This window comes from Azoarcus sp. L1K30, from assembly GCF_018122735.1.
In the GTDB taxonomy this organism is placed as follows: Bacteria; Pseudomonadota; Gammaproteobacteria; order Burkholderiales; family Rhodocyclaceae; genus Parazoarcus.
Genome location: NZ_JAGRRD010000001.1, coordinates 1140748 through 1163576 on the forward strand (window position 1 = coordinate 1140748; position 22829 = coordinate 1163576).

The following is a 22829-nucleotide window of genomic DNA, read 5'->3' on the forward strand; positions in this document are numbered from 1 at the left end:
GGGCAAACGCCGCATCTACGAAAAAGGCACCGCGCTGCCGGACGGTAGACACGGTGCCAGGGCGACCAGCCGGTTCGATCAGAAGAAGCGGTAGGTGTAGTCGATGTAGAGGCGGTGGTCGGTCTCGTCTTCCTTCACACCGTCGAGGCGACCGACCTTGTCCGAGCGGTAGTCCAGATACGTGTAGCGGACACCGAGTCCCTTGACCAGGGGAATCTGGTATCTCACATCGAGCGCAAACTCGCTCTCGTCGGCTTTACCCAGTGCGGCCACATGGCTGTTCCGCGCGCCCGTACCCTTCTTGTAGCTGACCGAAGTCTTCAGCCCCTTGACGAAGTCCTTCCAGTCATAACCAACGGAGGTCATCCACACCAGTTCGTCACGGTTCGAGAAATCGGCGAGCACGCCCCCGGTGGGGAAGGGATTGGTACCGTGGTCGCCGGCGAAATTGTCCTCGATCCAGGCCCCGTCGAACTTCGACACCGCAGCCCCCAGTGCGAAGTTGCCCAGCTTCCAGTCGGCGGCGACATAGACACCCAGCCCGTCGTTGTCGCTGCGCTTGTTCGCCGAACCGGGTACGTCCTCATCATCGAGCTCCGCGCTTTCGGAAGCAGTGATGAAGAGCTTGCCGTCATCCCTGGACGTGTGGATGCCACCGCTCAGCTTGAGCGAGGACTTTTCCGGCAGGGCGAAGGTGTAAGCGGCCACCAGACCCGTCTTGCTCAGGAAATTCTTCGCATTGAGGTATTCGAAATCGAGGCTGAAGGGGCCCGTCTTATAGCTGGCACCGATGATGCCGATGTAATCGATGTCACCCTCGGCAGACTTGTCAGTCCTGAACTTATAGAAGTGGGCGTCTGCTCGCGGCGACCATTCGTCATACATCGCACCGTAGACAGTCAGTCCCTTGAGCGGATGAATCTCACCCGTTCCACCCGAGAAGGTGTTGGGAATCGCACGACTGCCCGAGCTCGACAGCAACATGCTCTTGTGCAGCTGACGACCATACTTTGCATTCAGCAGGTCCTGATATTTGAACTTGACGAAGGCCTGACCGACCTTGCCAAACGAGTCCTGGATGTCGCCGCCGTGGTCGACCGAGAGCACATCGGCGGTAACGCGGCCACTCGAGCCCAGACGGGTCACGCTGTAACCGGAGAGCCCGAAACCGACCATGTCAGCGAAATACGGCGATTCATAGTTCAGTTGCAGACCCAGGCCCGACTGGCTGCGATCATTCAGACCATTCTCGTAGTCTCGGTCGAAATAGATGCCTCGAACCTTCATTTCGAGCGAATGGCCTTCCAGCTCTGCCGCAGTTGCGACGCCGGAGATCATCGCACTCCCGAGCAGCACCTGCACCAACAGTGTTGAAATCCTCTTCTGTTTCATGTTGTCTCCTTGGTTATTTGGGGCTGCTATCGCAGCGCTGCGGACAAGAACAAGCACCCGTCGTCGTCGCAACAAGGCAAAGTATGGACAACTGCTTTAATGCTTGGAAATGCAATGGATGCAGTCATTAATGCGTATTTCGCATCAGACAGCATTCGCGTGCACGGCATGTGATCGGGCATGGTCCCGCACTGATCGTTGCCCAAGTGCTACCCTGCCCGACCCGGTCGCCGAGCGAGGTGTGGCGCCCACTGCCGTTCACGGCCGATGCGTGGCTCAGACCTGGGAGGGGGCCTCGCTTGCGGCCACCGGTACGTGCACATGGCCAATGAACAGGGGCCGCGCAGTACGCACCAGTCCGGCGACCGCGAACGCGGGGTTCTCCGCCGTGGCGTCAGCTGCTGGCTGCATGCGAATGCTGAGCGCGCCTGCCGGATGTTCGATGGTAATGAGGTTCGGGTCGGCTTCACTGCGTCTCGCATAGCGTGCGGGCACCGTGCCCTCGATGCTTGAGGCGGCCGCAAGACACAACGCCCCGGTCACGGCGAAGGCCGAATGGCAGGTCCATGGCGTGAAATACCGCGACGCGATGCTGCCATCGCGTTCGGGCGTGGCGACAAGGGCGATCTTGGGCAGCACCGACGCGCTGACGTCGCCCAGACCGGCGCGGCGGCCGATTTCAAGCCGGATCTTCTCCAATCGGGCTTTCAGATCGATATCGCCGTCGAGCACCTGTTTCGACTCATGGCCGGTGCGGCCGAGCGATTCGGCAGCCACGAACACCAGCGGGGATGCAAAGTCGATGCAGGTGACCTCGATCCCGTCGACGACATCGACCCGGCTTCCGGTAGGAAAGAGCTTGCCGGTCTTGGCGCCCGCAGCGTCGAGAAAGTTGAGCACGATAGGCGCACCGCCGCCGGGCACACCGTCGATGCGGGTATCGCCTTCGTAAGTCACCTTGCCACCCGGCGTCTGCACGATGGCTTCGACGACCTTGCCGGTGTTGCGGTTGAGAATGCGCAGCGTGGTCACCGGATCGCTGGCCTTCACCAGACCGTTCTCGATGGCGTAGGGCCCGACTCCGGCGAGCATGTTGCCGCAGTTGGGCATGGTGTCCACGGTCGATTGATCGATCGAGACCTGCGCAAACAGATATTCGATGTCGATCCCTTCACGCGAAGACGGACTCACGACGACGACCTTGCTCGTCAGCGTATCGCCGCCGCCAATTCCATCCACCTGGCGGATATGGGGCGAGCCCATCGCCGCAAGCAGGACACGGTCGCGCTCGCCGGGATCGGCGGGCAGATCACGGGCTTGAAAGTACGGGCCCTTCGAGGTCCCGCCGCGCATCAGGGTGCAGCAAATCGTCTTCAGCATGTTGTTCTCGTTCCGCCACGAAGATCGGCAATGCGCCATTTTCCGGCCGAACGACTTACACATGAAATGAAACAAACAGAAGGATTATTGCCATTTTCGCATCACAGAAGCCGATATCGAAAAACAGGCCTGGGACCTCAATCCAGCAGGAATTGCCTTACGTGGGCGAAAGCCTCACCGAAATAGGACTCGTAGGTGTCGCGCTCAACGAAGCCCAGATGCGGCGTGGCCAGGACCTGCGGATGGCCGGCATACGCCCTTGCGCCCGCGGGTTCGTCCTCGAATACGTCGAGCGCCGCCTGGGCCGGACGTCCGCTGGCGAGCGCGGCGAGCAAGGCGCCCGGCGCGATCAGTTCGGCGCGGCTGGTGTTGACCAGCAGGCTGTCCTGCGGCATTGCCGTCAGGTCTTCGACGGTGACGACGTGGCGGGTGTCGGCATTGAGTCGAAGATGCAGGCTCACCACATCGGCGCAGGCGAAGAACGCACGGCGATCCGCGATGAAGGTGTGACCGGCCTGCTCCGCCGAGGCCCGCGAACCCTCGCGTCCATGCACCACCACTTTCATGCCGAAGGCCTTGCCGAAGGATGCGACCCGCGCGCCGATCTTGCCGTGCGCCCACACACCGAGCGTTCGCCCATGCAGCGAACGTCCGAGGCGCTCATTCTCGATCCGGTCTTCGCTACGCTGCCATACGCCCGCCGCAAGCAGGCTGGCGTATGGCACGACCCGGCGCGACGCGGCCAGAATGAGCGACCAGGTGAGCTCGGCCGGTGCGATCGGGTTGCCGGTGCCATCCCGCACTTCGATGCCATGCCGTTTGCAGGCTTCGAGATCGATGCAGCCGGACAGCCTGCCGGTCTGAACGATGAGCTTGAGCTCGGGCAAGGCCTCGATCACCGCCGCGGTGATCGAACTCCGTTCACGAATCAGCACCAGGCAGCGCGTGCCGCGCAATGCCTCGATGAGCTCGGCCTCGTCGTCGATGTGCGCCGTGAGCACATTGAGCTCGGCGCAGACACCATCGAGAATTCGCGCGGCATCGAGTTTTGCGACAATGCCCTGGTAGTCGTCCAGCACAGTGACTGTCGTCATGTTGCAGCCTTCCTTTGCCCGTTTGGCGTGATGTGTGTGATGCCGAGCTCGGCATACAGGGGACGCAGATGAACCCGCAGGCGCTCCAGCCCGAAGCGGAAACGCAATGCCACCAGCAGCAGCAAAACGCCTGCTGCAAGCAGCGTCATCTCCGGCCCGGCGCGCTCGGCGACCCAGCCAGCAACCAACCCGCCCGCAGCCGCCGCACCGAGATTGGCTGCGGTGTAGAGCGCCAGCACCCGTCCGCGCAAACCCGTGGGCAGAATCGTCTGCAGAATCGTGTTGGTCGACGCGTTCCCGGCAATCATGCCGAAACCGAGCAGAAACAGCAGCATGCACGCGAGCCAAACCGCATCGGTGAGCGCGAAACCGGTCAACGCGCACGCGGCGAGCAGATTTGCACTCGCGATGGTCCCCGTCAGACCCCGCACCGACTGCCGGGTCACCAGATACAGCGAGGCGCACAGTGCGCCCGCGCCCGCACTGCCCAGTAGCGCGCCGAGCATGTCCGGCCCGCCATGAAATACGTCGCGTGCGAACGCCGGCATCATCGGCAGATAGCTGGCGGCAAAGAAATTGAGCAAGGCCACCTGCAGCAACAGACCGCCCACCGGAATGCTGTTGCGCACATAGTCGAAGCCCTCGCGCAGTGCGGAGCCAAACGGCATCGGGCGCGGACGCTCGAAGGGACTGTCGATGCTCACTAAGGCAAGGATCACGCCAACGAAGGACAGACCGTTTACGGCGAAGCAGAAGGCCTCCGAGCTGAGCCCCAGCAGCATGCCCGCGAGCGGAGGCCCGATGAAGCGGGCAACGTTGAAGGTCAGCGCGTTGAGCGCAATCGCATTCGGGATGTCCTCCCGCTTCGCTACCAGTTGCCCTGCCAGCGCGTGGCGCAGGGGCGCATCGAAGCTGTTGAGCACTCCGAGCACGGCCGCAGCGATCAGGATCACCCAGGGCCGAATCAGGTCGAGATAGGTCATTGCAGCCAACGCCACCGCCTGCACGAGCATCAGGCTCTGTATGACGATCATCAGCCGTTTGCGGTCGGCGCGGTCGATGATGATGCCCGCAAACGGCGCCAGCACGAGTTGCGGCGCCTGACTCAGGAAGGCGACCCCGCCGAGCAATGCGGTAGAGCCCGTGAGCCGATACACCAGCCAGCCCAGCGCAACCTGCTGAATCCAGGTACCCAGCAGCGATAGGGACTGCCCGAGAAAGTAGCGACGATATGAGCGGCTTTGTAGCGCGCGCCAGGACGATCTGCGGGGCGAATCCGTTCGCGCAGGCAGCGGATCGTCCCGGCGCGCGGTCATGACTCGCTACCCACGCCAACCGGATTCGGCTGACGCTTCTCGATGGCCCACTTCAACAGGGCGGCGCTGCGGTAGAAGCCATGACCGAACTTGCCATAGGGCATGGTCAGGAAGAAGGCCATCACCACGCCCAGATGCACCGCCAGCAGCAGGCCCATCGCCCCCGTCTCACGCCCGGCAAGGAGCGCCAGTCCGGTCAGGCTGACCATGAAAAGCAGCACGATGAAAGCCCGATCCATCGGTTTCTGTGCCGCGTCGCCATGCTCGGGATGACGCTTCAGGTTGAGCCACAGCAGCCCTGCAGGTCCGATCAGCAGGCCGATCCCACCCACTGTGCCGAGCAGTACCGGCAAGCTGGTGTAATCGTAGGGCGCCTCCCAGCCGAAGAAATAGTGGTACGCGGTGGCCAGGCTGGTCGCTGCGAAGCACAGCATGAAGCCGTAGAAAGTGAAATGGTGGAATCGACGTCGCCACAAGGTGAAGGCGTCGTCCTCGTTGTTGCATCCCAGCCCGTGTCCGCCATCCAGGTACTTCAGCCGCAGCACGTCCTGCGTGGTTTCCGCGATCGCGGCACCGCTCGCACTGCCGGGTGCGACCTCGCGCCAGAAACGCGCTACCCCGATACCGAGCGCCAGCACTGCGAACAGGAACACCGGTACGAACATGCCCGCCAACAGGTTGTGCGGAAAAATGGCGTAGAAATCACCCGCCAGCGGCGCATGAAAGAGACCGCCCTTGAGCACCATGGCCAGCACCAGGAACAGTGCCAGACCACCCGCCAACGCCATCGCTACGGTAACCCCGTTGTTTCGGTACAGCTTGCCGAAACCGGCCGGCCAGGCGTAATCGGAGTAGGTCGTCGCCCTCACCTTCGCCATCGCCTGTGGCACGTTCACCGCAAACTCGTGCGGCGGTGCGTATTGGCAGGCGTGCAGACAGGCACCACAGTTATGGCACAGGTTGGCGAGGTAATGCACATCGGCCGGCTCGAACGTCAGGCGACGGGTCATGGCCGGAAACACCGCGCAAAATCCTTCGCAATAGCGGCACGCATTGCAGATCTGCATGATGCGCCCGACTTCCTCCTCGGCCGCACTGGCGATCGGGATCACCCGCCCCATGGCCAGTTCGCTTGCCTCTTGCGCCAGTGCTTCAAGCCGCTGCATGTTCCACTCCCTTCTTCAGTGCCGCCGCTGCAGCATGGGCGCCGGCAATGCGGCCGAACGCGGTTCCGATGGTCATTCCGACACCGGCGGTATAGCCCTTCCCCAGCACGTTGCCGGCCATCATCTCGCCCGCGACGAACAGGTTGGCGCTGGGCACGCCGGAAAAATGCACGGCCGCCGCCTCATTCACCTTCAGTCCGAGGTAGGTGAAGGTGATGCCGGGTCTGAGCGCGTAGCCACGGAACGGCGGCTTGTCGATGGGCAAGGCCCAGTGCGTCTTTGCCGGTGCGAGGCCCTCGGTGTGGCAGTCGTCGAGCACGGTGTGATCGAAGCGGCCGATGCGGCAGGCGGCGTTGTACTCGCGCACGGTCCGCACGAAGGTCGCCTCGTCGAGACCGAGCTTGCGCGCCAACTCCTCGAGCGTGTTGGCGGTCTCGCCCGGAAATACCGGCGGCATGAAGCGCCCGTTGGCCTTGGCGTCGATCACCGAAAACCCGATCTGCCCCGGCTGCTGCGCCACCAGGCGCCCCCAGATCGCGTAGCGTTTGGGCCAGAAGTCCTCACCCTCGTCGTAGAAGCGCTCGGCGTTGCGATTGACCACGATGCCCAGCGACACGCAGTCGATGCGGGTGCAGATCCCGCCGTCGTATTGCGGTGCGCGTGCATCGATGGCCACGCAGTGCGACTGCGACGGATCGCCTATGCTGTCGGCGCCTGCATCAATCATGAACTTGAGCAGCACACCACGGTTGAAGCGGGTACCGCGGATGGCAAAGTTGTCCGCCGGCCACTCGCCGTCGGCATTCTGCCCCCAGGCCTCGCGCAGCCATTCGCGGTTCGACTCGAAACCGCCCGCGGCCATCACGCAGGCACGGGCGGCGATGCGCTCGGTGCCGACCCAGGCCGCACGGAATTCGCCGTTCTCGAGCTCGAGCCGTTCGACGGGTGCGTTGTACCGGACCTGCACGCCCAACGCCTCGGCGCTGCGGTAGTAGGCATTCACCAGCGCCTTGCCGCCGCCCATGAAGAAGGCGTTGGTGCGCGACAGATGCAGCGTACCCGACAGCGAGGGCTGGAAATTCACACCGTGCTTGCGCATCCAGTCGCGACAGCGCGACGACTCGCGGATCGCCAGGCGCGCCAGCTTCTCGTCGGTGATGCCGCCGGTGACCTTGAGCAGGTCCTCCCAGAACTCCTGTTCCGGATAGGCCCCGGTCAGCACGTCCTGGGGCGCGTCATGCATGCAGCGCAGATTGCGGGTATGGGCCGAGTTGCCCCCACGCCATTCGCGCGGTGCCGCTTCCAGCAGCAGCACCGAGGCCCCCGCTTCACGGGCAACCAGCGCGGCACACAGCGCGGCATTGCCGCCACCGATCACCAGCACATCCACGCTGTTCGAATTCAATTCAGTCATTTCAAGCACTCCTGTGTCCCTGGGCGCCACGCTGATTCGGGTCCGGCGCCTGCGGTGATCGAACTATCTCGCGGACACGGGCGCCAACCCAAAGCCGGTCCGAGATTCGGCTATCTCGAATCGAGATGGGCGAGATCCACCCCACGCCAGTCGCCGTTCTCGACCAGCTGACGCACCCGCTTCACGAGCAGGGCACGCGTTGCGAGCACAGCAGGCGACATTTCATCTTCGGACAGGCTGCACAGCAGATTCGGCCGTGACAGACCGGCATCACCCAGCTCCACCCAGCGCAGGCGGGTGTCGGCCTCGGGCTGGCGGGCGAGTGCCGCCCAAGGCTGCATGGTGGCACCGATGTCATGGCGCACCATGTCCATCAGGACGTACAGCGAATCCACCTCGGCGACGATATTCGGTGACACCTGACACGCACTGAACGCACTGTCGATCACCCGCCTCAGACCATGGCGATGGGTCGGTAGCACCAGCGGCATGTCCTTCAGATCGGCGAGACGGGATGGCAGCGGCGACTCGGCGGTTGCACTGCGAATCAGCAACAGGCGCTCGTTCAACAATGGCCGCACGCTCCAGCGTCGGCCACGCTCGCCGTCGAACAACACGGCCATGTCGAGCTCCCGCGCATTGAGCATCTGGCCGAGATGGCCGGACATCGCCTCGACCAGACGGATGCGGATCTCCGGGTACTGTGCCCGCATCGCCTCGATCAACGCAAAGCCTAGAACGCCTGCACTCGTTGGCGCCAGCCCCACGCTGACCACGCCCGACAGGCGCGAGGCCTGCGCGGCGTGCGCCGCCTCTTCGGCATGGCGCAGACTGAGTTGCGCATGGGCGACGAAGGCCAGCCCGGCCTCGGTCGGTTCGACCCCCCAGCTCGTTCGCTGCAGCAGGCGGGTGCTCAGCTCGCTCTCCAGCTTCTGGATCTGCAGACTGATGGCAGACTGGGCAACGCCGAGATCGAGCGCGGCCTGACTGATACTGCCGAGCTCGACCGTGCGCAACAAATAGCGCAACTGCCTGAGTTCCATCGCTCAAGACTCCATGTGTGTACTCAGTTCTCGCTGAGAATCGCCACCTGCGCCAGCTCGTCGCCGGGCGCCTCGCCGGACCGGGCCGGCACCTCATCGCGGATGGAATCGGCCCGCGCGCCAAGCCCCGGATCGACCAGGGTTGGACAATCCAGCTGCCAGCGGGCGAGGCGCTCGACGAGAGAGAAGCCGGCCTCCATCAGGACGGCCGGCCTGCCGCGCGGGCAAGCACCTTGTCCACCATCACGCCCGCCTGACCCAGGTAGTTCGCCGGATCGCACAGCTTTGCCAGCGCCGCGCGGTCGAGATGAACGTTGATCTCAGGGTGATCGGCCAGGATGTCGAGCAGCGGACGGTTGGTCCGGATCGCTTCGCGACACAGGTCATACACCAGGTCGTGCGCATATTCGCGACCGATGTAGGGGCCGAGGCCCATCATCACCGCTTCGGACATCACCAGGCCGTTGGTCAGGTCGATGTTGGCGCGCATGTTGCCCTCGTCCACTTCCAGCCCTTCGAGCACGAAACGTGTCTGCTTGAGCGCTCCGGCGAGCAGGCAGAAGGCTTCGGGCAAGGCGATCCATTCGATCTCCCACGGACCGGTCGAACGTTCGTGGTCGGCGATCATCGCGTCCATCAGTGCAGCCGCGTGCTGACGCACCACCGACACCGACGCGTGGATATAGCAGCTGGAGATCGGGTTACGCTTCTGCGGCATGGTGCTGCTCGAACCGCGCCCCGGTGCGAACGGCTCATACACTTCGGCGACTTCGTGCTGCATCATCAGCTTCACGTCCATCGCGATCTTGCCCAGCGAGCCGCCGACCAGACCGAGAAAGGCGCCGACTTCCGCAATCGTGTCGCGCACGGTGTGCCAGGCAATGTCAGGCTGCGCCAGGCCCAGTTCGGCCATCAGGCCCGCCTGGGTTTCCATGGCCCCGGTTTCGATCGAGGCCAGCGTGCCGCAGGCGCCGCCAAATTCGCCCATCAGCACGCGCGGACGCAACTGGGCCAGACGCTCGCGGTGACGCTCGATGCCCGCGAGGATGGCTGCGGTCTTGAAGCCGAAGGTCACCGGAATCGCCTGCTGCAGGTTGCTGCGTCCGATCACGGGGGTGTCACGGTAGCGGCTGGACAGCGACACCAGCGCGTCGGAAATGCCCTTGAGCTCACCGTCGATGATCTCCAGACCTTCGCGGATCTGCATCACGGTGGCGGTATCGGTGATGTCCTGGGTGGTCGCGCCCCAATGGCAGAACTCACCGAGCTTGTCGCGGCACAGCGCGTTGAGCTGGGAGACGACGCCCAGCACCGGATAGCCGATGCGCTCGGTCTGCTCGCGCAGCTTGTCCATGTCGATCTTGTCGATGTCGCAGTTGCGGACGATTTCGTCGGCGGCCTCCTGCGGGATGATGCCGAGACGGCCCTGCACGACCGCGAGTGCGCGCTCGATGTCGAGGTATTTCTCGGTCCGGTTGCGGTCCGACCACACCTCGCGCATGGCGTCGGTGCTGAAGATGTTGCCGAAGATCTGCGAGTCGATGATGCTGGCGCCCATGATGGATGCTCCTCAAATTCTGTGTCTGTATATGGAAATGTGTTGGGTCGTCGTGGTGCTCAACCGTGGGCGCTGCGCGCGAGAATGGCCTGCGCCTTGAGCACCACGGGTCGGTCGATCATTTTTCCGTCGAGTTGAACCGCCCCCTCGCCGCTTCTTGCGGCCTCCAGCACGCGTTCCGCCCATTGCCGCTCCTCGGCGGACGGCAGGCAGGCGGCGTGGATCACCGCCACCTGCCTGGGGTGGATGCACAACTTGGCGCCGAAGCCGAAGGTCCGCGCGAAGGCCAGGTCGGCCCGGATGCGGGCCTCGTCGTCCAGCGTCGGCGTAACGCCTGCCACCGGTGCGGCGATGTCGGCACACCGCGATGCGATGGCGATCCGCGAGGACGGATAGATCAGCCCGAGTTCGTCGCCGGACAGATCGAGATCGACGCCGTAGTCGAGGGTGCCGAAGACCAGTCGCTGCACCCTGCCGGCCGCAGCGATTCGGTCCACGTTGGCCACGCCACGTGCGGACTCGATCAGCGGCAGCACCTTCAGCGCCGGACCGGTGGCGCCGACCAGCGCGTCGACCTGTTCCGCCAACTCGACCTTGGGCAGCATCACGTGGACGATGTCGAGTGCCTTCATCAAGGCCGCGTCGTCGGCAAAACACGCCGAGTTCGCATCGTTGATGCGGACCACGACGCGCGCGGCCGCCTCCGGGTGCGCGGTGATCCAGTCCGCAATCGCGTTTCGGGCCAGCGCCTTGTCGGCCGGCGCGACGGCGTCTTCGAGGTCGAGCACGATGGCGCCTGCCCCTGCGGCACTGGCCTTGTCGAAGCGTTCCGGACGGTTGCCCGGAACGAACAGATAGGTGATCGGGAGTGTCATCGCATGCCTCCTGCGCGCACTCAGATCACACCAGCGCTTTTGAGCGCAGCGATGCGATCTTCCGGGTAGCCCAAGCCGGCCAGAATGGCGGCACTGTGCTCGCCCAGTGCCGGCACCGGATCCATCCGCGGCTCACATTCTTCCCACGACCCCGGCGGCAGCAGCGCGGGCACGACCCCGGCCGAGGTCCCCACTTCGCGCCAGCGCTTGCGCGCCTTGAGCTGGGGGTGATCCCATACGGCGTGCATGTCATTCACATGGGCATTTGCAATCTGGGCCGCTTCAAGCCGCTCGATCACCTGTTCGGATGTCAGGCTGGCGAAGGCATCGACGATGATCTGGCGCAGTTCGACACGCGCCGCGCTGCGCTTCGAGTTGCTCGAGAAGCGAGCTTCCGAGGCCAGGCCGGGCTGCAGCAGCACCTTGTCGCAGAAGGCCGCCCACTCGCGCTCGTTCTGCAGACCGAGCATCACGACTTTGCCGTCGCCCGCCGGGAACGGACCATAGGGGTAAATCGTGGCGTGGCTTGCGCCGGTACGCGGCGGCGGCGACGCACCGTCGAAGGCGTAATACAGCGGATACGTCGTCCATTCCACCAGGCTCTCGAGCATCGAGATGTCGAGGTGCTGACCACGACCTGTCTTCTGGCGCTGCAGCAGCGCCGCAAGAATGCTGGAGAAGGCGTACATGCCGGCCGAAATGTCCGCTATCGAAGGGCCGGCCTTCGACGGCTCATCCTCGGTTCCGGTGACCGACAGGAAGCCCGATTCGCTCTGGATCAGCAGGTCGTAGGCCTTCTTGTCACGATAGGGGCCATCACTGCCATACCCCGAAATATCGCAGACGATGATCTCGGGCTTGAGCGCCGACAGTTCGGCATACGACAGTCCGAGCCGCGCTGCCGCGCCGGGCGCCAGGTTCTGCACCACGACATCGGCCTCTTCGACGATCAGGCGTTTGAGGATGATCTGGGCTTCGGCGTCCTTGACGTCCAGCGTCAGGCTTTCCTTGGAGCGGTTGGTCCACACGAAGTGCGAGGCCAGGCCGCGTACGCGCTCATCGTAGCCGCGGGCGAAGTCGCCCACACCAGGGCGTTCGACCTTGATCACTCGAGCCCCCAGATCCGCCAATTGGCGGGTAGCAAACGGCGCCGCGATCGCGTGTTCGAGGGTAACAACGGTAATGCCTTCCAACGGTCTCATTTTCTGTTCCTCACTTGATCACCGCGGTGGCTTCCATCGTCAGCCAGCCTTCGTGATCCTTGGCCCACAGACGGAAGGTCTTGCCGTCGGCCTGAGGCTCGCCGCAGACGAAGAAGTGATTGATGTCGAAGACCGGGCGCACGGCGCGGAACGCGTAGCTGGCCAGTTCGGCATCGGGCAACTGGTGACGCAGCAGGTCGAGCAGCATGGTGGCGACCATCGGGCCATGCACGATCAGGCCGGGATAGCCCTCGACCTCGGTCACGTACTTGCGGTCGTAATGAATGCGGTGGCCGTTGAAGGTGAGTGCCGAGTAGCGGAACAGCAGCACGTCGTCCGGCACCCACTTCTTCTCCCAGGCGGAGGTGGCCGGTGCGGCCTTGGGCGGCGGTGCGACGTCGTCGGGCCTGGCTGCTTCGCGATAGACGATGTCGTGAAACTCGGTCAGTGCGATGTCGGTGTCGCCTTCGCGGCGGATCTCGTGACGCACCTTGACGAACACCAGCGGGCCAGTGCGACCGCTCTTTTCGCTCACGTCGTGGATGGTCGAAGTGCGCGTCATCACGTCGCCAATGCGCAGCGGCTTGTGAAAAGTGAATTGGCTGCCGGCCCACATGCGCCGCGGCAGTGGCACCGGCGGCAGGAAACCGCCGCGCTTGGCGTGACCGTCCGGCCCGATCTCGGACTGGCGGTGCAGCGGCAGAAAGTACAGCCAGTGCCACAGTCCGGGCAGCGGCGTGCCGACAGCCGGGCGTTGTGCCGGGCGGTCGAAGGTGGCCGACAAGGCGGCGTACGGGGTGGCGGTGGCGATGTCGGAGACTTCTTCCGAGCGGCCGATCCAGTCCTTGAGATTCATGTCTGTTTCTCCGTTTGCGCTGAGATGGGTTCGGGCGCCCCGCTGCCTGGCAGCAGGGCGTTCGATCACATCATTCCAAGGGTTTTGGGCAGCCACAGGCTGAGCGGCGGGTAGTAGGTGACGACCGCGAGGAAGACCAGCATGGTCAGCAGCCAGGGGCTGACGGCCTTGCTCATGTCGGTCAACCCGAGCTTGCTGATGCCGCTGGCAACATAGAGGTTGAGGCCGACCGGCGGGGTGATCATGCCGATCTCCATGTTCACCGTGATGATGATGCCGAAGTGGACCGGGTCGATGCCGAGACTCATCGCAATCGGGAACAGGATCGGCGCCAGAATCAGGATGATCGACGCAGGTTCCATGAAGTTGCCCGCGATCAGCAGCATCACGTTGGCGATCAGCAGGAAGGCGATCGGGCCCACGCCACTGGAGATCAGGCTCTCCGACATTGCCTGCGGGATCTGCTCGCTGGTCAGCAGGAAGGAGAACAGCACCGCATTGGTGATGATGTAGAGCAGCATTGCCGACAGGTTGGCCGATGACAGCAGCACCTTCTTCAGATCACTCAGGCGCAGATCCTTGTAGATGAAGGTGGCGACCACGAAGGCATACACGGCACTCATCGCCGCCGCCTCGGTTGCGGTGAAAAGGCCGGAGTAGATACCGCCCATCACCACCACGATCAGCATCAGACCCCAGATCGATTCGCGGAAGGCCTTGACGCGCTGTCCCCAGGTGGCGCGCTCGGCACGCGGATACTTGTTCTTCTTGGCGATCCACCAGGTGGTGAAGAGCAGCATGCTGGCCAGCACCAGGCCAGGCATGACGCCCGCCATGAACAGCGCACCGATCGAACTGTTGGTCGAGACCGCGTACATCACCATCGCGATCGACGGCGGAATCAGAATACCGAGACCACCGGCAGAGGCGACAACGCCCGCGCCGTACTTCTTCGGATACCCCGCCTTGACCATCGCCGGCAGCAAAATGGAGCCGATCGCCACGACGGTGGCCGGGCTCGAACCCGACACCGCGGCGAACAACGAGCACGCCACCACCGCGCTCAGTCCCAGGCCACCCGGCAGGTGGCCGACCATCGAGGTGGCGAACGCGATCATCCGCCGCGCCACCCCGCCGTGAGTCAGGAAGTTACCGGCCAGAATGAAGAAGGGCACGGCCATGATCTCGAACTTCTCGATCCCGGTGAACAGCTTGAGGGCGACGCTCTCGATGGGCACATCGCTCATGAAGAAGAGGAAGCTCAATACGCTGAGGCCAAGCGAAATCGAGATCGGCATGCCGGTGATCATCAAGCCCAGCAACAGCACGAAAATAATGGTGGCGTTCATTTCTTGTCTCCCGCCTTGCGCTCCGCATCCGGACCGAGATCTCGCGGATAGAGGTCGCTGGCGTTCGGGAATTCGATGTTCTCTTCGTCATCCACCGTCGTCTCGTCCATGCCATCGACATGTCCGTGATCGTGATGCGGCAACTCGCCGGTACGGATGAATGACAGACAGACCTGGAGGAAACGGAAACACATCAGGCCAGAACCGAGCGGAATGGCGGAATAGACGATCCACGTCTGCCATTCGAGATCGACCGTCATCGGACCTTCCATCACCTCGCTCGTATCGAGCCCGAAGAAGTTGTAGAAGGCGTAATGCGCACCGTTCTCCCACACGAATCGCCCGCCGAGGGTGGCGATGATTCCGGTGAAGAGCGCGCCGGCCAGCAGACCGAAAATGATGAACTTGTAGCGGTTGCGGTCGGACAGGCGGTTGATCAGCACATCGACGCCGACGTGAATGCCCGTCCTGACGCCATAGGCCGCGCCAAACTTGGCCATCCACACGAACAGGATGATCGTGAGCTCCTGCGCCCATGACATGTTGATCGAAAGCAGCCAGTCCTGCAGGCCGGGAATGGCAAGCCCGGAGGCATACCGGTGTACGACCGCGGCGAAGGTAATCACCGTCGCTGCGCCGATGAGGAGCGTAATGAGCCACTCCTCCAGCTGATCGAGGAATTTCATTGGAATCTCCGCGTGAAAATGGGTGCGGCGGGCGGGGCGCATGCCGCACCCGCCGCACGCCGCGAGGATGATTACTTGGCGCAGGCCGTCGCTGCCCAGCGCCGCGGCTGCGGTGACGGTGTTGAGGGTGGCCGCCTTGATGGTCTGGTTGTCGTGTTCAGCAATGACGAGAATGGACATATCAGATCACCTTCGCTTCGTTCTTGAGTTTGTCGACCAGCTGGGCCACGTCGGCCACGCGTACCCCGGCGCTGCGCTTGGGCGGCTCGGACACTTTGAGCGTCGCGAGGCGCGGCGCCACATCGACGCCCAGATCGGCCGGCTTCACGGTCTCGAGCGGCTTTTTCTTCGCCTTCATGATGTTGGGCAGCGTGGCGTAGCGCGGCTCATTGAGGCGAAGGTCGGTGGTCACCACCGCCGGCAGCTTGATCGACAGCGTCTCCAGCCCGCCGTCGATCTCGCGCATCACCTTGGCATGCCCGTCTTCGAGCGTGAGCTTGGAGGCGAAGGTCGCCTGCGCCCAGCCGTTGAGCGCGGCCAGCATCTGGCCGGTCTGGTTGGCGTCGTCGTCGATGGCCTGCTTGCCGCAGATCACCAGCGTCGGGCCTTCCTTGTCGCACACCGCCTTGAGCAGCTTGGCCACCGCCAGCGGCTGCAGCTCGACATCGGTCTCGACCAGGATCCCGCGGTCCGCACCGATGGCCATCGCCGCGCGCAGCGTCTCCTGGCATGCGCTCACCCCGCAGCTCACCGCCACCACCTCGGTGGCCACGCCCGCTTCCTTCAGACGCACCGCTTCTTCCACCGCGATCTCGTCGAACGGGTTCATGCTCATCTTGACGTTGGCAATATCCACGCCGCTGCCGTCCGCCTTCACACGGACCTTCACGTTGTAGTCAACCACGCGTTTGACCGGGACCAGAATCTTCACGAGTGAATCGGCAACAAGAAGGTCATGCGCTCCGCGCTGGAGTGTGGCCATAAGGCTGGGGTTGAGTCGACCACCATCGGCGTGGCGGGTGCCGGCGAAGAAATCCCCCCCCGCCCCTTCCAGCTCGTGACCGGCCGCGTGTGGCGCGGCTCGGCCTTCGGCGGTGTTCGGGGCCGTACCGAACTGCCGGGCTATGTCGCCAGGGCGCAAGCGGGCGAAATCCCGCTCGACACCTTCATCACCCATACCATGGGGCTGGAGGACATCAACAAGGCTTTCGACCTGATGCACGAAGGTAAGAGCATTCGCACCGTAATCCGGTTCTGACGATGAGCGCCGCCATCGAGCAGATTGGTGCCAACCGCAGCTTCGGCGGTTGGCACAAGCGCTTCCGACACGCCTCCACCACACTCGGCTGCGACATGGTGTTTGCCGTGTATTTGCCACCGCAGGCCGAGCAAGGCCCGGTGCCGGTGCTGTACTGGCTATCCGGACTGACCTGCAACGACGAGAACTTCATGCAGAAGGCCGGTGCGCAGCGGATGGCTGCCGCACTCGGCATCGCCATCGTCGCGCCGGACACCAGCCCGCGCGGCACCGATGTCCCGGGCGACCCCGACGGTGCGTGGGACTTCGGACTCGGCGCAGGCTTCTACGTTAACGCCACCGCCGCCCCCTATGACCGTCACTACCGCATGTACGACTATGTGGTGAGCGAACTGCCGGCGCTGGTAGAGGCCAGCCTGCCCGTCACCCCGGTACGGGGCATTTCCGGACATTCCATGGGCGGACACGGCGCCCTGGTCTGCGCGCTCAGAAACCCGGGGCGCTATCGCTCGGTATCGGCCTTTGCGCCAATCTGCCACCCGATGGACTGCCCCTGGGGACAAAAAGCCTTCTCGGGCTACCTCGGCACCAAGCGGGAAGACTGGAAGGCGTGGGACGCAACCGAACTCATTGCCACCGCCGGCGAGCGCCTGCCGATTCTTGTCGATCAAGGCGAGGCCGACGGGTTCCTCGCCGAACAACTCAAACCCGAGGCTCTGCGCGAGGCCTGCGCGGCGGCAGGTCACCCGCTCACGCTTCGATTGCAGCCCGGCTACGACCACAGCTATTACTTCATCGCCAGCTTCATCGAAGACCATTTGCAACATCACGCAGCCGCATTGCGGCGTTGATCGAACGACAACGCAGAAACAATGACGCCGGGCAAGACCCGGCGTCATTCCGTTGAGATCAAACCAAACTCAGACTTTCAACAAACCATCGAGCATCGCGATCATCTGATCGATTTCGGCGTCGGAGACCGTCAGCGACGGCATGAAACGCAGCAGGTTCGGACGTGGCGAATTGAGCAGCAGCCCCGTCGGTGCCGCGTCGAGCGCCGCCTTCACCAGCGCCGGACCACGATCGCGGTCCAGCACCAGCGCACGCAGCAGACCCACCCCGCGCTCGCCCCCGAGTCCGTGCCCCTGCGACAGTTCGTTCAGGCGCCGCGACAGATATTCGCCACGTGCGCACACCGCATCCATGAACCCCGGCGAAATCAGGCGCCGCATGACAGCGACACCCACCGCACTGATCAACGGATTGCCGTTGTAAGTGCCACCCTGGTCGCCGGGCTCGAAACAGCTCACCGACTCGGTTGCCATCAGCGCTGCCAGCGGCACGCCGCCACCAATGCCTTTGCCCAGCGTCATGATGTCCGGCTCGATGCCGGCATGCTGGTGGGCAAACAGGCGCCCGGTGCGTCCCATGCCCGACTGGACTTCGTCGACGATCAACAGGATGCCGTGCTTTCGCGTCAGCTCGCGCAAGCCCGTCATGAATACGGGATCGGCTGGAATCACCCCGCCCTCGCCCTGCACCGGCTCCAGCATCACCGCCACGGTGTCGGGGCAGATCAGCGCCTCGACCGAATCCAGGTCATTGAGTCTGGCCTTCGGAAAACCAGGCACCTGCGGTGCGTAAAGCGTATCCCAGCCCGGCTTGCCCGACGCCGACATGGTAGCGAGCGTGCGGCCGTGGAAGGAATGGTCGAAAGTGATGATCTGCCATGCACCCTTGCGATTCAGCTTTCCCCATTTGCGTGCGAGCTTGATCGCACCTTCATTGGCCTCGGCACCCGAGTTGGCGAAGAACACCCGATCGAGCGATGAGTGCGCAGTGAGCAGTCCGGCCAGTTCGATCATCGGCCCGTTGAAGAACGCCGGACTGGGGTTGATCAGTTTTGCCGACTGGGCGACCAGCGCATCGCGGATCTCGGCCGGCGCATGCCCCAGGCAATTCACTGCCCAGCCCTGGATGAAGTCCAGGTAGGCCTTCCCAGTCGAATCGAACAGCCACGACCCCTCACCGCGCTCGAACAGGATTTCCGGGCGCTGAGTGATGAACATCAGGGCATCCGAATCGAACTCACCATACCTCATTGACACTCTCCACGAATAAAAACGATTGCTGAAACATCCACCATCATCCTGCCACGCACGCCTTTCACCTCAATGACCGTCGCCCGCGCGCAGTCCGACCTCGACCCGCAGCCGTCCAACGATGCGCAAGGTCCAGATGAAAAAGACGGCCAGCAGGATACCCTCGACCAGCATCGCCAGTTGCACGCCGACACGCGCCGCCAGCAGGCCTGCAAGCAGCCCCCCAATCGCATCGAAGCCGAAGCGGGTCGAACTGAAAAACGACACGACCCGGCCGCGCAAGTGATCGGGGGCCATGCTTTGCAGCAACATATTGACGCCGACATTGCAGATCGAAATGCCGAAGCCGACCGCCGCCATCGACGGCAGTGCCACATACAGCATGTCGTTGTGCGAAAACGCCAGCAGCCCCAGCGCGCTCAGGCAAGCCCCTGCGATGACAACCTTGATCAGTTCCAGCACCCCTTTTCGCGTCGCCAGAAACACGGTACCGACGAACGCACCGGCGCCGGCCGCTCCCCACAGCCAGCCGAGCATGCGCGCATCACCGCCAAACACGTCCTTGGCAAACACCGGCAGCAGCACGGCGTAGCTCGACGCGGTGATATTCACCGTCGCCAGCACGAAGATCAACATTCGCACGGGGTATTCCGACCACACGTAGCGCAGCCCTTCCTGGAACACCTGCCCCATCGTCCCCGACGCACGCGGCACCTCACCCACGCGGATGCGGCTGACGCCGAACGCAAGCGCCGCAAACGACACCGCGTTCATCGCGAAACAAAAGGCCTCGGACGTCAGCCCGAGAATCAGCCCGGCAAGCGGCGGCCCGAGAAAGCGCCCTGAATTGAACAGCATGGCATTGAGCGCGAGCGCGTTGGGCAAGTCCTGGCGGCTGCCCACAAATACGCCGATCTGGGACTGCCGCAACGGTGCATCGAACGCATTGAGCACCCCCAGCGTGACCGACATGGCGACGATCAGATGAGGCCCGATCGCATCGAGCGCGGTGAGTACCGACAGGACAGTCGCCTGCAAGGCCAGCAGGCCTTGTACCAGGATCAGCAGACGCCGTTTGTCGCGACGATCAATCCACGCCCCGGCCAACGGTCCGATCACCAGCATCGGCAACAGCGCCGCAAATGTCGTCACGCCCAACAACGCCACTGAACCGGTCAGCCGGTAGATCAGCCACGACAGCGCCACCTGCTGGATCCACGACCCCAGCACGGACACCGCCTGACCGAAAAAGTAATAGCGATAGTTGCGATGGGCGAGCGCCCGCATCGAGGCCGGCCATGCCCGGCCACTAGGCGACAACGGCGCGGACGTGCTCATGCCGCCACCTCCGCGCGACGCCGCACGGGCAGCATGCGTGCCCGCAAACACCCTTTATCGCCCGCCGTACCCACAATCGGCCCTACTTGCCCCAGATCAGCCACCCGCACTCCCGCTGCACGCCCGAAAAACACACAGGCCAGTCATCGAGACTGGCCTGTGTGCGATAACAACCCATCCCCGCGGTGGCAGACAGGACGCTGTCCCGTCTGCCACCGCGATCGAGCACTCAACCCTGCACAGCGCTCAAGATGCTGTTGAGCGTGGCACTCGGGCGCATCACCGCGGCACATTTATCGGCATCGGCCATGTAGTAGCCACCGATATCGACGGCCTTGCCCTGCACCGCTTTGAGTTCCTCGTTGATTTTCGCCTCGTTCTCGGTCAGCGCCTTGGCCAGCGGCGCGAAGTACGCCTTCAGCTCGGCGTCGTCGGTCTGCTCGGCCAACGCCTGCGCCCAGTACATTGCCAGGTAGAACTGGCTACCGCGATTGTCGAGCTCGCCAGTACGCGGCGAAGGCGACTTGTTGTTGTCGAGCAGCTTGCCGGTCGCGGCATCGAGCGTCTTGGCCAGGACCTTGGCCTTGTTGTTGCCTGTCTTGATCCCCAGCTCTTCCAGCGACACAGCCAAGGCGAGGAATTCACCAAGCGAATCCCAGCGCAGATGGTTCTCTTCGACCAGCTGCTTGACGTGTTTCGGCGCCGATCCGCCGGCACCGGTCTCGTACATGCCGCCACCGGCCATCAGCGGCACGATGGACAGCATCTTGGCCGAGGTGCCCAGTTCCATGATCGGGAACAGGTCGGTCAGGTAGTCGCGCAGAATGTTGCCGGTCACCGAGATCGTGTCCAGACCGCGAATTACGCGCTCGAGCGTATAACGCATGGCGCGAACCTGCGACATGTGCTGGATATCGAGTCCGGTGGTGTCATGATCCTTGAGGTACAGCTCGACCTTCTTGATCAGTTCTGCCTCGTGCGGACGATAGGGGTCGAGCCAGAAGATCGCGGGCATGCCGGAGTTGCGCGCACGGGTCACGGCCAGCTTCACCCAGTCGCGGATCGGCGCGTCCTTGACCTGGCACATGCGCCAGATGTCACCCGCCTCGACGTTCTGCGACAGCAGCACTTCACCGGTTTCGAGATCGACGATATTGGCGACGCCGTCTTCCGGGATCTCGAAGGTCTTATCGTGTGAACCATACTCCTCGGCCTGCTGCGCCATCAGGCCCACGTTGGGTACCGTACCCATGGTTACCGGGTCGAAATTGCCATTGGTCTTGCAGAAGTTGATCATCTCCTGGTAGATGCGGGCGAAGGTGGACTCCGGCATCACAGCCTTGCAGTCGTACTGCTTGCCGTCAGTGCCCCACATCTTGCCGCCGGAGCGGATCATCGCCGGCATCGACGCATCGACGATGATGTCGTTGGGCGAGTGGAAGTTGGTAATGCCCTTGGCCGAATCGACCATCGCCAGTTCGGGGCGGTGCTCATGGCAGGCATGGAGGTCGCGGATGATCTCGTCGCGCTTGGACTCGGGCAGGGTTGCAATCTTGTCGTACAGATTGACCATGCCGTTATTCACGTTTACGCCCAGTTCATCGAACAGTGCGCCGTGCTTCTCGAAAGCGTCGCGGTAGTAGATCTTGACGCAGTGACCGAAGACGATCGGGTGCGACACCTTCATCATCGTCGCCTTCACGTGCAGCGAAAACAGCACACCGGTCTTGCGTGCGTCTTCGATCTGCTCTTCGTAGAAGTCACACAGCGCCTTCTTGCTCATGAACATGCTGTCGATGATCTCGCCATCGAGCAGCGAAATCTTCGGCTTGAGCACGATGTTCTTGCCGCTCTTGGTCGTCAGCTCCATCTTCACGTCGCGGGCCCTGTCGAGGGTCATGGATTTCTCGCCGTGATAGAAGTCGCCGTGCTTCATGTGCGACACGTGGGTACGCGACGCCTGGCTCCACGGCTGCATCGAATGCGGATTCTTGCGCGCGTAGTTCTTGACCGCTGCGGGCGCGCGACGATCCGAGTTACCTTCGCGCAGCACCGGGTTCACCGCGGAACCGAGACACTTGCCGTAGCGTGCCTTGATGGCCTTTTCCTCGTCGGTCTTCGGACTTTCCGGGAAATCGGGGATCTTGTAGCCCTTCGATTGCAGCTCCTTGATCGCAGCAGTCAGCTGGGAAACCGAAGCACTGATGTTGGGCAGCTTGATGATGTTGGTATCGGGCTGAAGGGTCAGCTTGCCCAGTTCCGACAAGGTATGCGGCACCCGCTGCTCTTCTGTCAGATACTCGGGAAACTCGGCGAGAATGCGGGCCGCCACGGAAATGTCGGCTTCGGCGACTTCAATGCCTGCCGGCCCTGCGAAGCTGCGGATAATGGGTAGGAACGCACACGTGGCGAGGAACGGCGCCTCATCCGTGAGCGTGTAGATGATCTTCGATTTCCCTGCAACCATTTCTCTTCCCTCAGTTTTGATTTTCTAACGACGAGCAGATGACGACCCCCTGTCGTCACGCACGACTGCGCGAAGCTCCTTCGTGCCTACTCGAGATTCGCAGTCACGGAAAAAACGACGCATACAACTGTGCTGCATCGGACCAGCCCCCGGATACCGCAGCGCGATCACAACCGCGTGATTTTAGCGCCTGCAGGCCGGCCCATAAAGCAAAAATGCAACCAGCAGGTATGCAAAAAATAGCTGGCTCATGCACCAAACGGGGGCTTCGTCATGCCGAGACCGGGTGCCAATCACACGCTCCGATCCAGCATTGTGCCCCTGTGCAAGCGG

19 protein-coding genes and 1 pseudogene are annotated in these 22829 nt (G+C 63.2%); 2 read left to right on the top strand and 18 right to left on the bottom strand.

From position 1 onward, the window contains the following. Positions 1-78: 78 nt before the first annotated feature. The 15 genes from J5J83_RS05040 to J5J83_RS05115 form a co-directional block, all read right to left on the bottom strand. Positions 79-1392 (bottom strand): OprD family outer membrane porin, encoded by a 1314-nt coding sequence (locus J5J83_RS05040; RefSeq protein WP_212346174.1) that lies wholly within the window; start codon positions 1390-1392, stop codon positions 79-81. Between the two features lie 276 nt (positions 1393-1668). Continuing rightward, positions 1669-2772 carry a 4-oxalomesaconate tautomerase gene (locus J5J83_RS05045; RefSeq protein ID WP_212346177.1) on the bottom strand — a complete coding sequence of 368 codons (1104 nt, stop codon included), beginning with the start codon at positions 2770-2772 and terminating at the stop codon, positions 1669-1671. Positions 2773-2909: 137 nt separating this feature from the next. Next, positions 2910-3866 (bottom strand): D-2-hydroxyacid dehydrogenase family protein, encoded by a 957-nt coding sequence (locus J5J83_RS05050; protein WP_212346180.1) that lies wholly within the window; start codon positions 3864-3866, stop codon positions 2910-2912. Continuing rightward, positions 3863-5182, bottom strand: coding sequence for an MFS transporter (locus J5J83_RS05055; RefSeq protein WP_212346183.1), 1320 nt, complete (start codon positions 5180-5182; stop codon positions 3863-3865). The genes J5J83_RS05050 and J5J83_RS05055 overlap by 4 nt, the downstream gene beginning before the upstream one ends. Further along, entirely contained in the window at positions 5179-6348 is a 1170-nt protein-coding gene (gene tcuB / locus J5J83_RS05060) for a tricarballylate utilization 4Fe-4S protein TcuB (RefSeq protein WP_212346186.1), read from the bottom strand. Before tcuB ends, J5J83_RS05055 begins: the two co-directional genes overlap by 4 nt. After that, positions 6335-7762, bottom strand: coding sequence for an FAD-dependent tricarballylate dehydrogenase TcuA (gene tcuA / locus J5J83_RS05065; protein WP_212346189.1), 1428 nt, complete (start codon positions 7760-7762; stop codon positions 6335-6337). The genes tcuB and tcuA overlap by 14 nt, the downstream gene beginning before the upstream one ends. A 110-nt stretch (positions 7763-7872) precedes the next feature. Further along, entirely contained in the window at positions 7873-8805 is a 933-nt protein-coding gene (locus J5J83_RS05070) for a LysR family transcriptional regulator (RefSeq protein ID WP_212346192.1), read from the bottom strand. A 23-nt stretch (positions 8806-8828) separates the two neighbouring features. Continuing rightward, positions 8829-9005 (bottom strand): hypothetical protein, encoded by a 177-nt coding sequence (locus J5J83_RS05075; RefSeq protein WP_212346195.1) that lies wholly within the window; start codon positions 9003-9005, stop codon positions 8829-8831. Beyond that, positions 9005-10363: an adenylosuccinate lyase family protein gene (locus J5J83_RS05080; protein ID WP_212346198.1), complete on the bottom strand. Its 1359-nt coding sequence runs from the start codon at positions 10361-10363 to the stop codon at positions 9005-9007. Before J5J83_RS05080 ends, J5J83_RS05075 begins: the two co-directional genes overlap by 1 nt. 59 nt (positions 10364-10422) lie before the next feature. Then, entirely contained in the window at positions 10423-11238 is an 816-nt protein-coding gene (locus J5J83_RS05085) for a CoA ester lyase (RefSeq protein ID WP_212346199.1), read from the bottom strand. Between the two features lie 20 nt (positions 11239-11258). Next, positions 11259-12440 carry a CaiB/BaiF CoA-transferase family protein gene (locus tag J5J83_RS05090; protein WP_212346202.1) on the bottom strand — a complete coding sequence of 394 codons (1182 nt, stop codon included), beginning with the start codon at positions 12438-12440 and terminating at the stop codon, positions 11259-11261. A 10-nt stretch (positions 12441-12450) separates the two neighbouring features. Continuing rightward, the gene (locus J5J83_RS05095; RefSeq protein ID WP_212346204.1) at positions 12451-13296 is read right to left on the bottom strand and encodes a MaoC family dehydratase N-terminal domain-containing protein; all 846 of its coding nucleotides are present in this window, start codon (positions 13294-13296) and stop codon (positions 12451-12453) included. Positions 13297-13361: 65 nt separating this feature from the next. Next, on the bottom strand, positions 13362-14645 hold the full coding sequence (locus J5J83_RS05100; protein WP_212346206.1) for a TRAP transporter large permease subunit: 1284 nt from the start codon (positions 14643-14645) through the stop codon (positions 13362-13364). Further along, on the bottom strand, positions 14642-15511 hold the full coding sequence (locus J5J83_RS05105) for a TRAP transporter small permease (RefSeq protein WP_249115618.1): 870 nt from the start codon (positions 15509-15511) through the stop codon (positions 14642-14644). Before J5J83_RS05105 ends, J5J83_RS05100 begins: the two co-directional genes overlap by 4 nt. A 1-nt stretch (position 15512) precedes the next feature. Then, positions 15513-16262, bottom strand: a complete 750-nt coding sequence (locus J5J83_RS05115; protein WP_212352822.1) for an electron transfer flavoprotein subunit beta/FixA family protein — start codon at positions 16260-16262, stop codon at positions 15513-15515. On the opposite strand from J5J83_RS05115, the pseudogene J5J83_RS05120 reads away from it, so the two are divergent. Continuing rightward, positions 16263-16589, top strand: a pseudogene (locus J5J83_RS05120) (S-(hydroxymethyl)glutathione dehydrogenase); the annotation flags it as partial. A 2-nt stretch (positions 16590-16591) separates the two neighbouring features. After that, a complete protein-coding gene (gene fghA / locus J5J83_RS05125) occupies positions 16592-17440 on the top strand; it encodes an S-formylglutathione hydrolase (RefSeq protein ID WP_249115619.1) in 849 nt (282 codons plus the stop codon). Between the two features lie 69 nt (positions 17441-17509). On the opposite strand, the gene J5J83_RS05130 is transcribed toward fghA, so the two are convergent. The 3 genes from J5J83_RS05130 to J5J83_RS05140 form a co-directional block, all read right to left on the bottom strand. Next, positions 17510-18691 (bottom strand): acetylornithine transaminase, encoded by a 1182-nt coding sequence (locus J5J83_RS05130; protein WP_212346208.1) that lies wholly within the window; start codon positions 18689-18691, stop codon positions 17510-17512. Positions 18692-18760: 69 nt separating this feature from the next. Beyond that, the gene (locus J5J83_RS05135) at positions 18761-20029 is read right to left on the bottom strand and encodes an MFS transporter (protein WP_249115620.1); all 1269 of its coding nucleotides are present in this window, start codon (positions 20027-20029) and stop codon (positions 18761-18763) included. Positions 20030-20258: 229 nt separating this feature from the next. Next, positions 20259-22496 (bottom strand): NADP-dependent isocitrate dehydrogenase, encoded by a 2238-nt coding sequence (locus J5J83_RS05140; protein WP_212346210.1) that lies wholly within the window; start codon positions 22494-22496, stop codon positions 20259-20261. Positions 22497-22829: the final 333 nt, after the last annotated feature.

Bases quoted from the DNA above. Each gene is read 5' to 3' on its own strand.
- J5J83_RS05040 (WP_212346174.1), bottom strand. From the start codon at position 1,392: ATGAAACAGAAGAGGATTTCAACACTGTTGGTGCAGGTGCTGCTCGGG.
- J5J83_RS05045 (WP_212346177.1), bottom strand. From the start codon at position 2,772: ATGCTGAAGACGATTTGCTGCACCCTGATGCGCGGCGGGACCTCGAAG.
- J5J83_RS05050 (WP_212346180.1), bottom strand. From the start codon at position 3,866: ATGACGACAGTCACTGTGCTGGACGACTACCAGGGCATTGTCGCAAAA.
- J5J83_RS05055 (WP_212346183.1), bottom strand. From the start codon at position 5,182: ATGACCGCGCGCCGGGACGATCCGCTGCCTGCGCGAACGGATTCGCCC.
- tcuB (WP_212346186.1), bottom strand. From the start codon at position 6,348: ATGCAGCGGCTTGAAGCACTGGCGCAAGAGGCAAGCGAACTGGCCATG.
- tcuA (WP_212346189.1), bottom strand. From the start codon at position 7,762: ATGACTGAATTGAATTCGAACAGCGTGGATGTGCTGGTGATCGGTGGC.
- J5J83_RS05070 (WP_212346192.1), bottom strand. From the start codon at position 8,805: ATGGAACTCAGGCAGTTGCGCTATTTGTTGCGCACGGTCGAGCTCGGC.
- J5J83_RS05075 (WP_212346195.1), bottom strand. From the start codon at position 9,005: ATGGAGGCCGGCTTCTCTCTCGTCGAGCGCCTCGCCCGCTGGCAGCTG.
- J5J83_RS05080 (WP_212346198.1), bottom strand. From the start codon at position 10,363: ATGGGCGCCAGCATCATCGACTCGCAGATCTTCGGCAACATCTTCAGC.
- J5J83_RS05085 (WP_212346199.1), bottom strand. From the start codon at position 11,238: ATGACACTCCCGATCACCTATCTGTTCGTTCCGGGCAACCGTCCGGAA.
- J5J83_RS05090 (WP_212346202.1), bottom strand. From the start codon at position 12,440: ATGAGACCGTTGGAAGGCATTACCGTTGTTACCCTCGAACACGCGATC.
- J5J83_RS05095 (WP_212346204.1), bottom strand. From the start codon at position 13,296: ATGAATCTCAAGGACTGGATCGGCCGCTCGGAAGAAGTCTCCGACATC.
- J5J83_RS05100 (WP_212346206.1), bottom strand. From the start codon at position 14,645: ATGAACGCCACCATTATTTTCGTGCTGTTGCTGGGCTTGATGATCACC.
- J5J83_RS05105 (WP_249115618.1), bottom strand. From the start codon at position 15,511: ATGTCCATTCTCGTCATTGCTGAACACGACAACCAGACCATCAAGGCG.
- fghA (WP_249115619.1), top strand. From the start codon at position 16,592: ATGAGCGCCGCCATCGAGCAGATTGGTGCCAACCGCAGCTTCGGCGGT.
- J5J83_RS05130 (WP_212346208.1), bottom strand. From the start codon at position 18,691: ATGAGGTATGGTGAGTTCGATTCGGATGCCCTGATGTTCATCACTCAG.
- J5J83_RS05135 (WP_249115620.1), bottom strand. From the start codon at position 20,029: ATGAGCACGTCCGCGCCGTTGTCGCCTAGTGGCCGGGCATGGCCGGCC.
- J5J83_RS05140 (WP_212346210.1), bottom strand. From the start codon at position 22,496: ATGGTTGCAGGGAAATCGAAGATCATCTACACGCTCACGGATGAGGCG.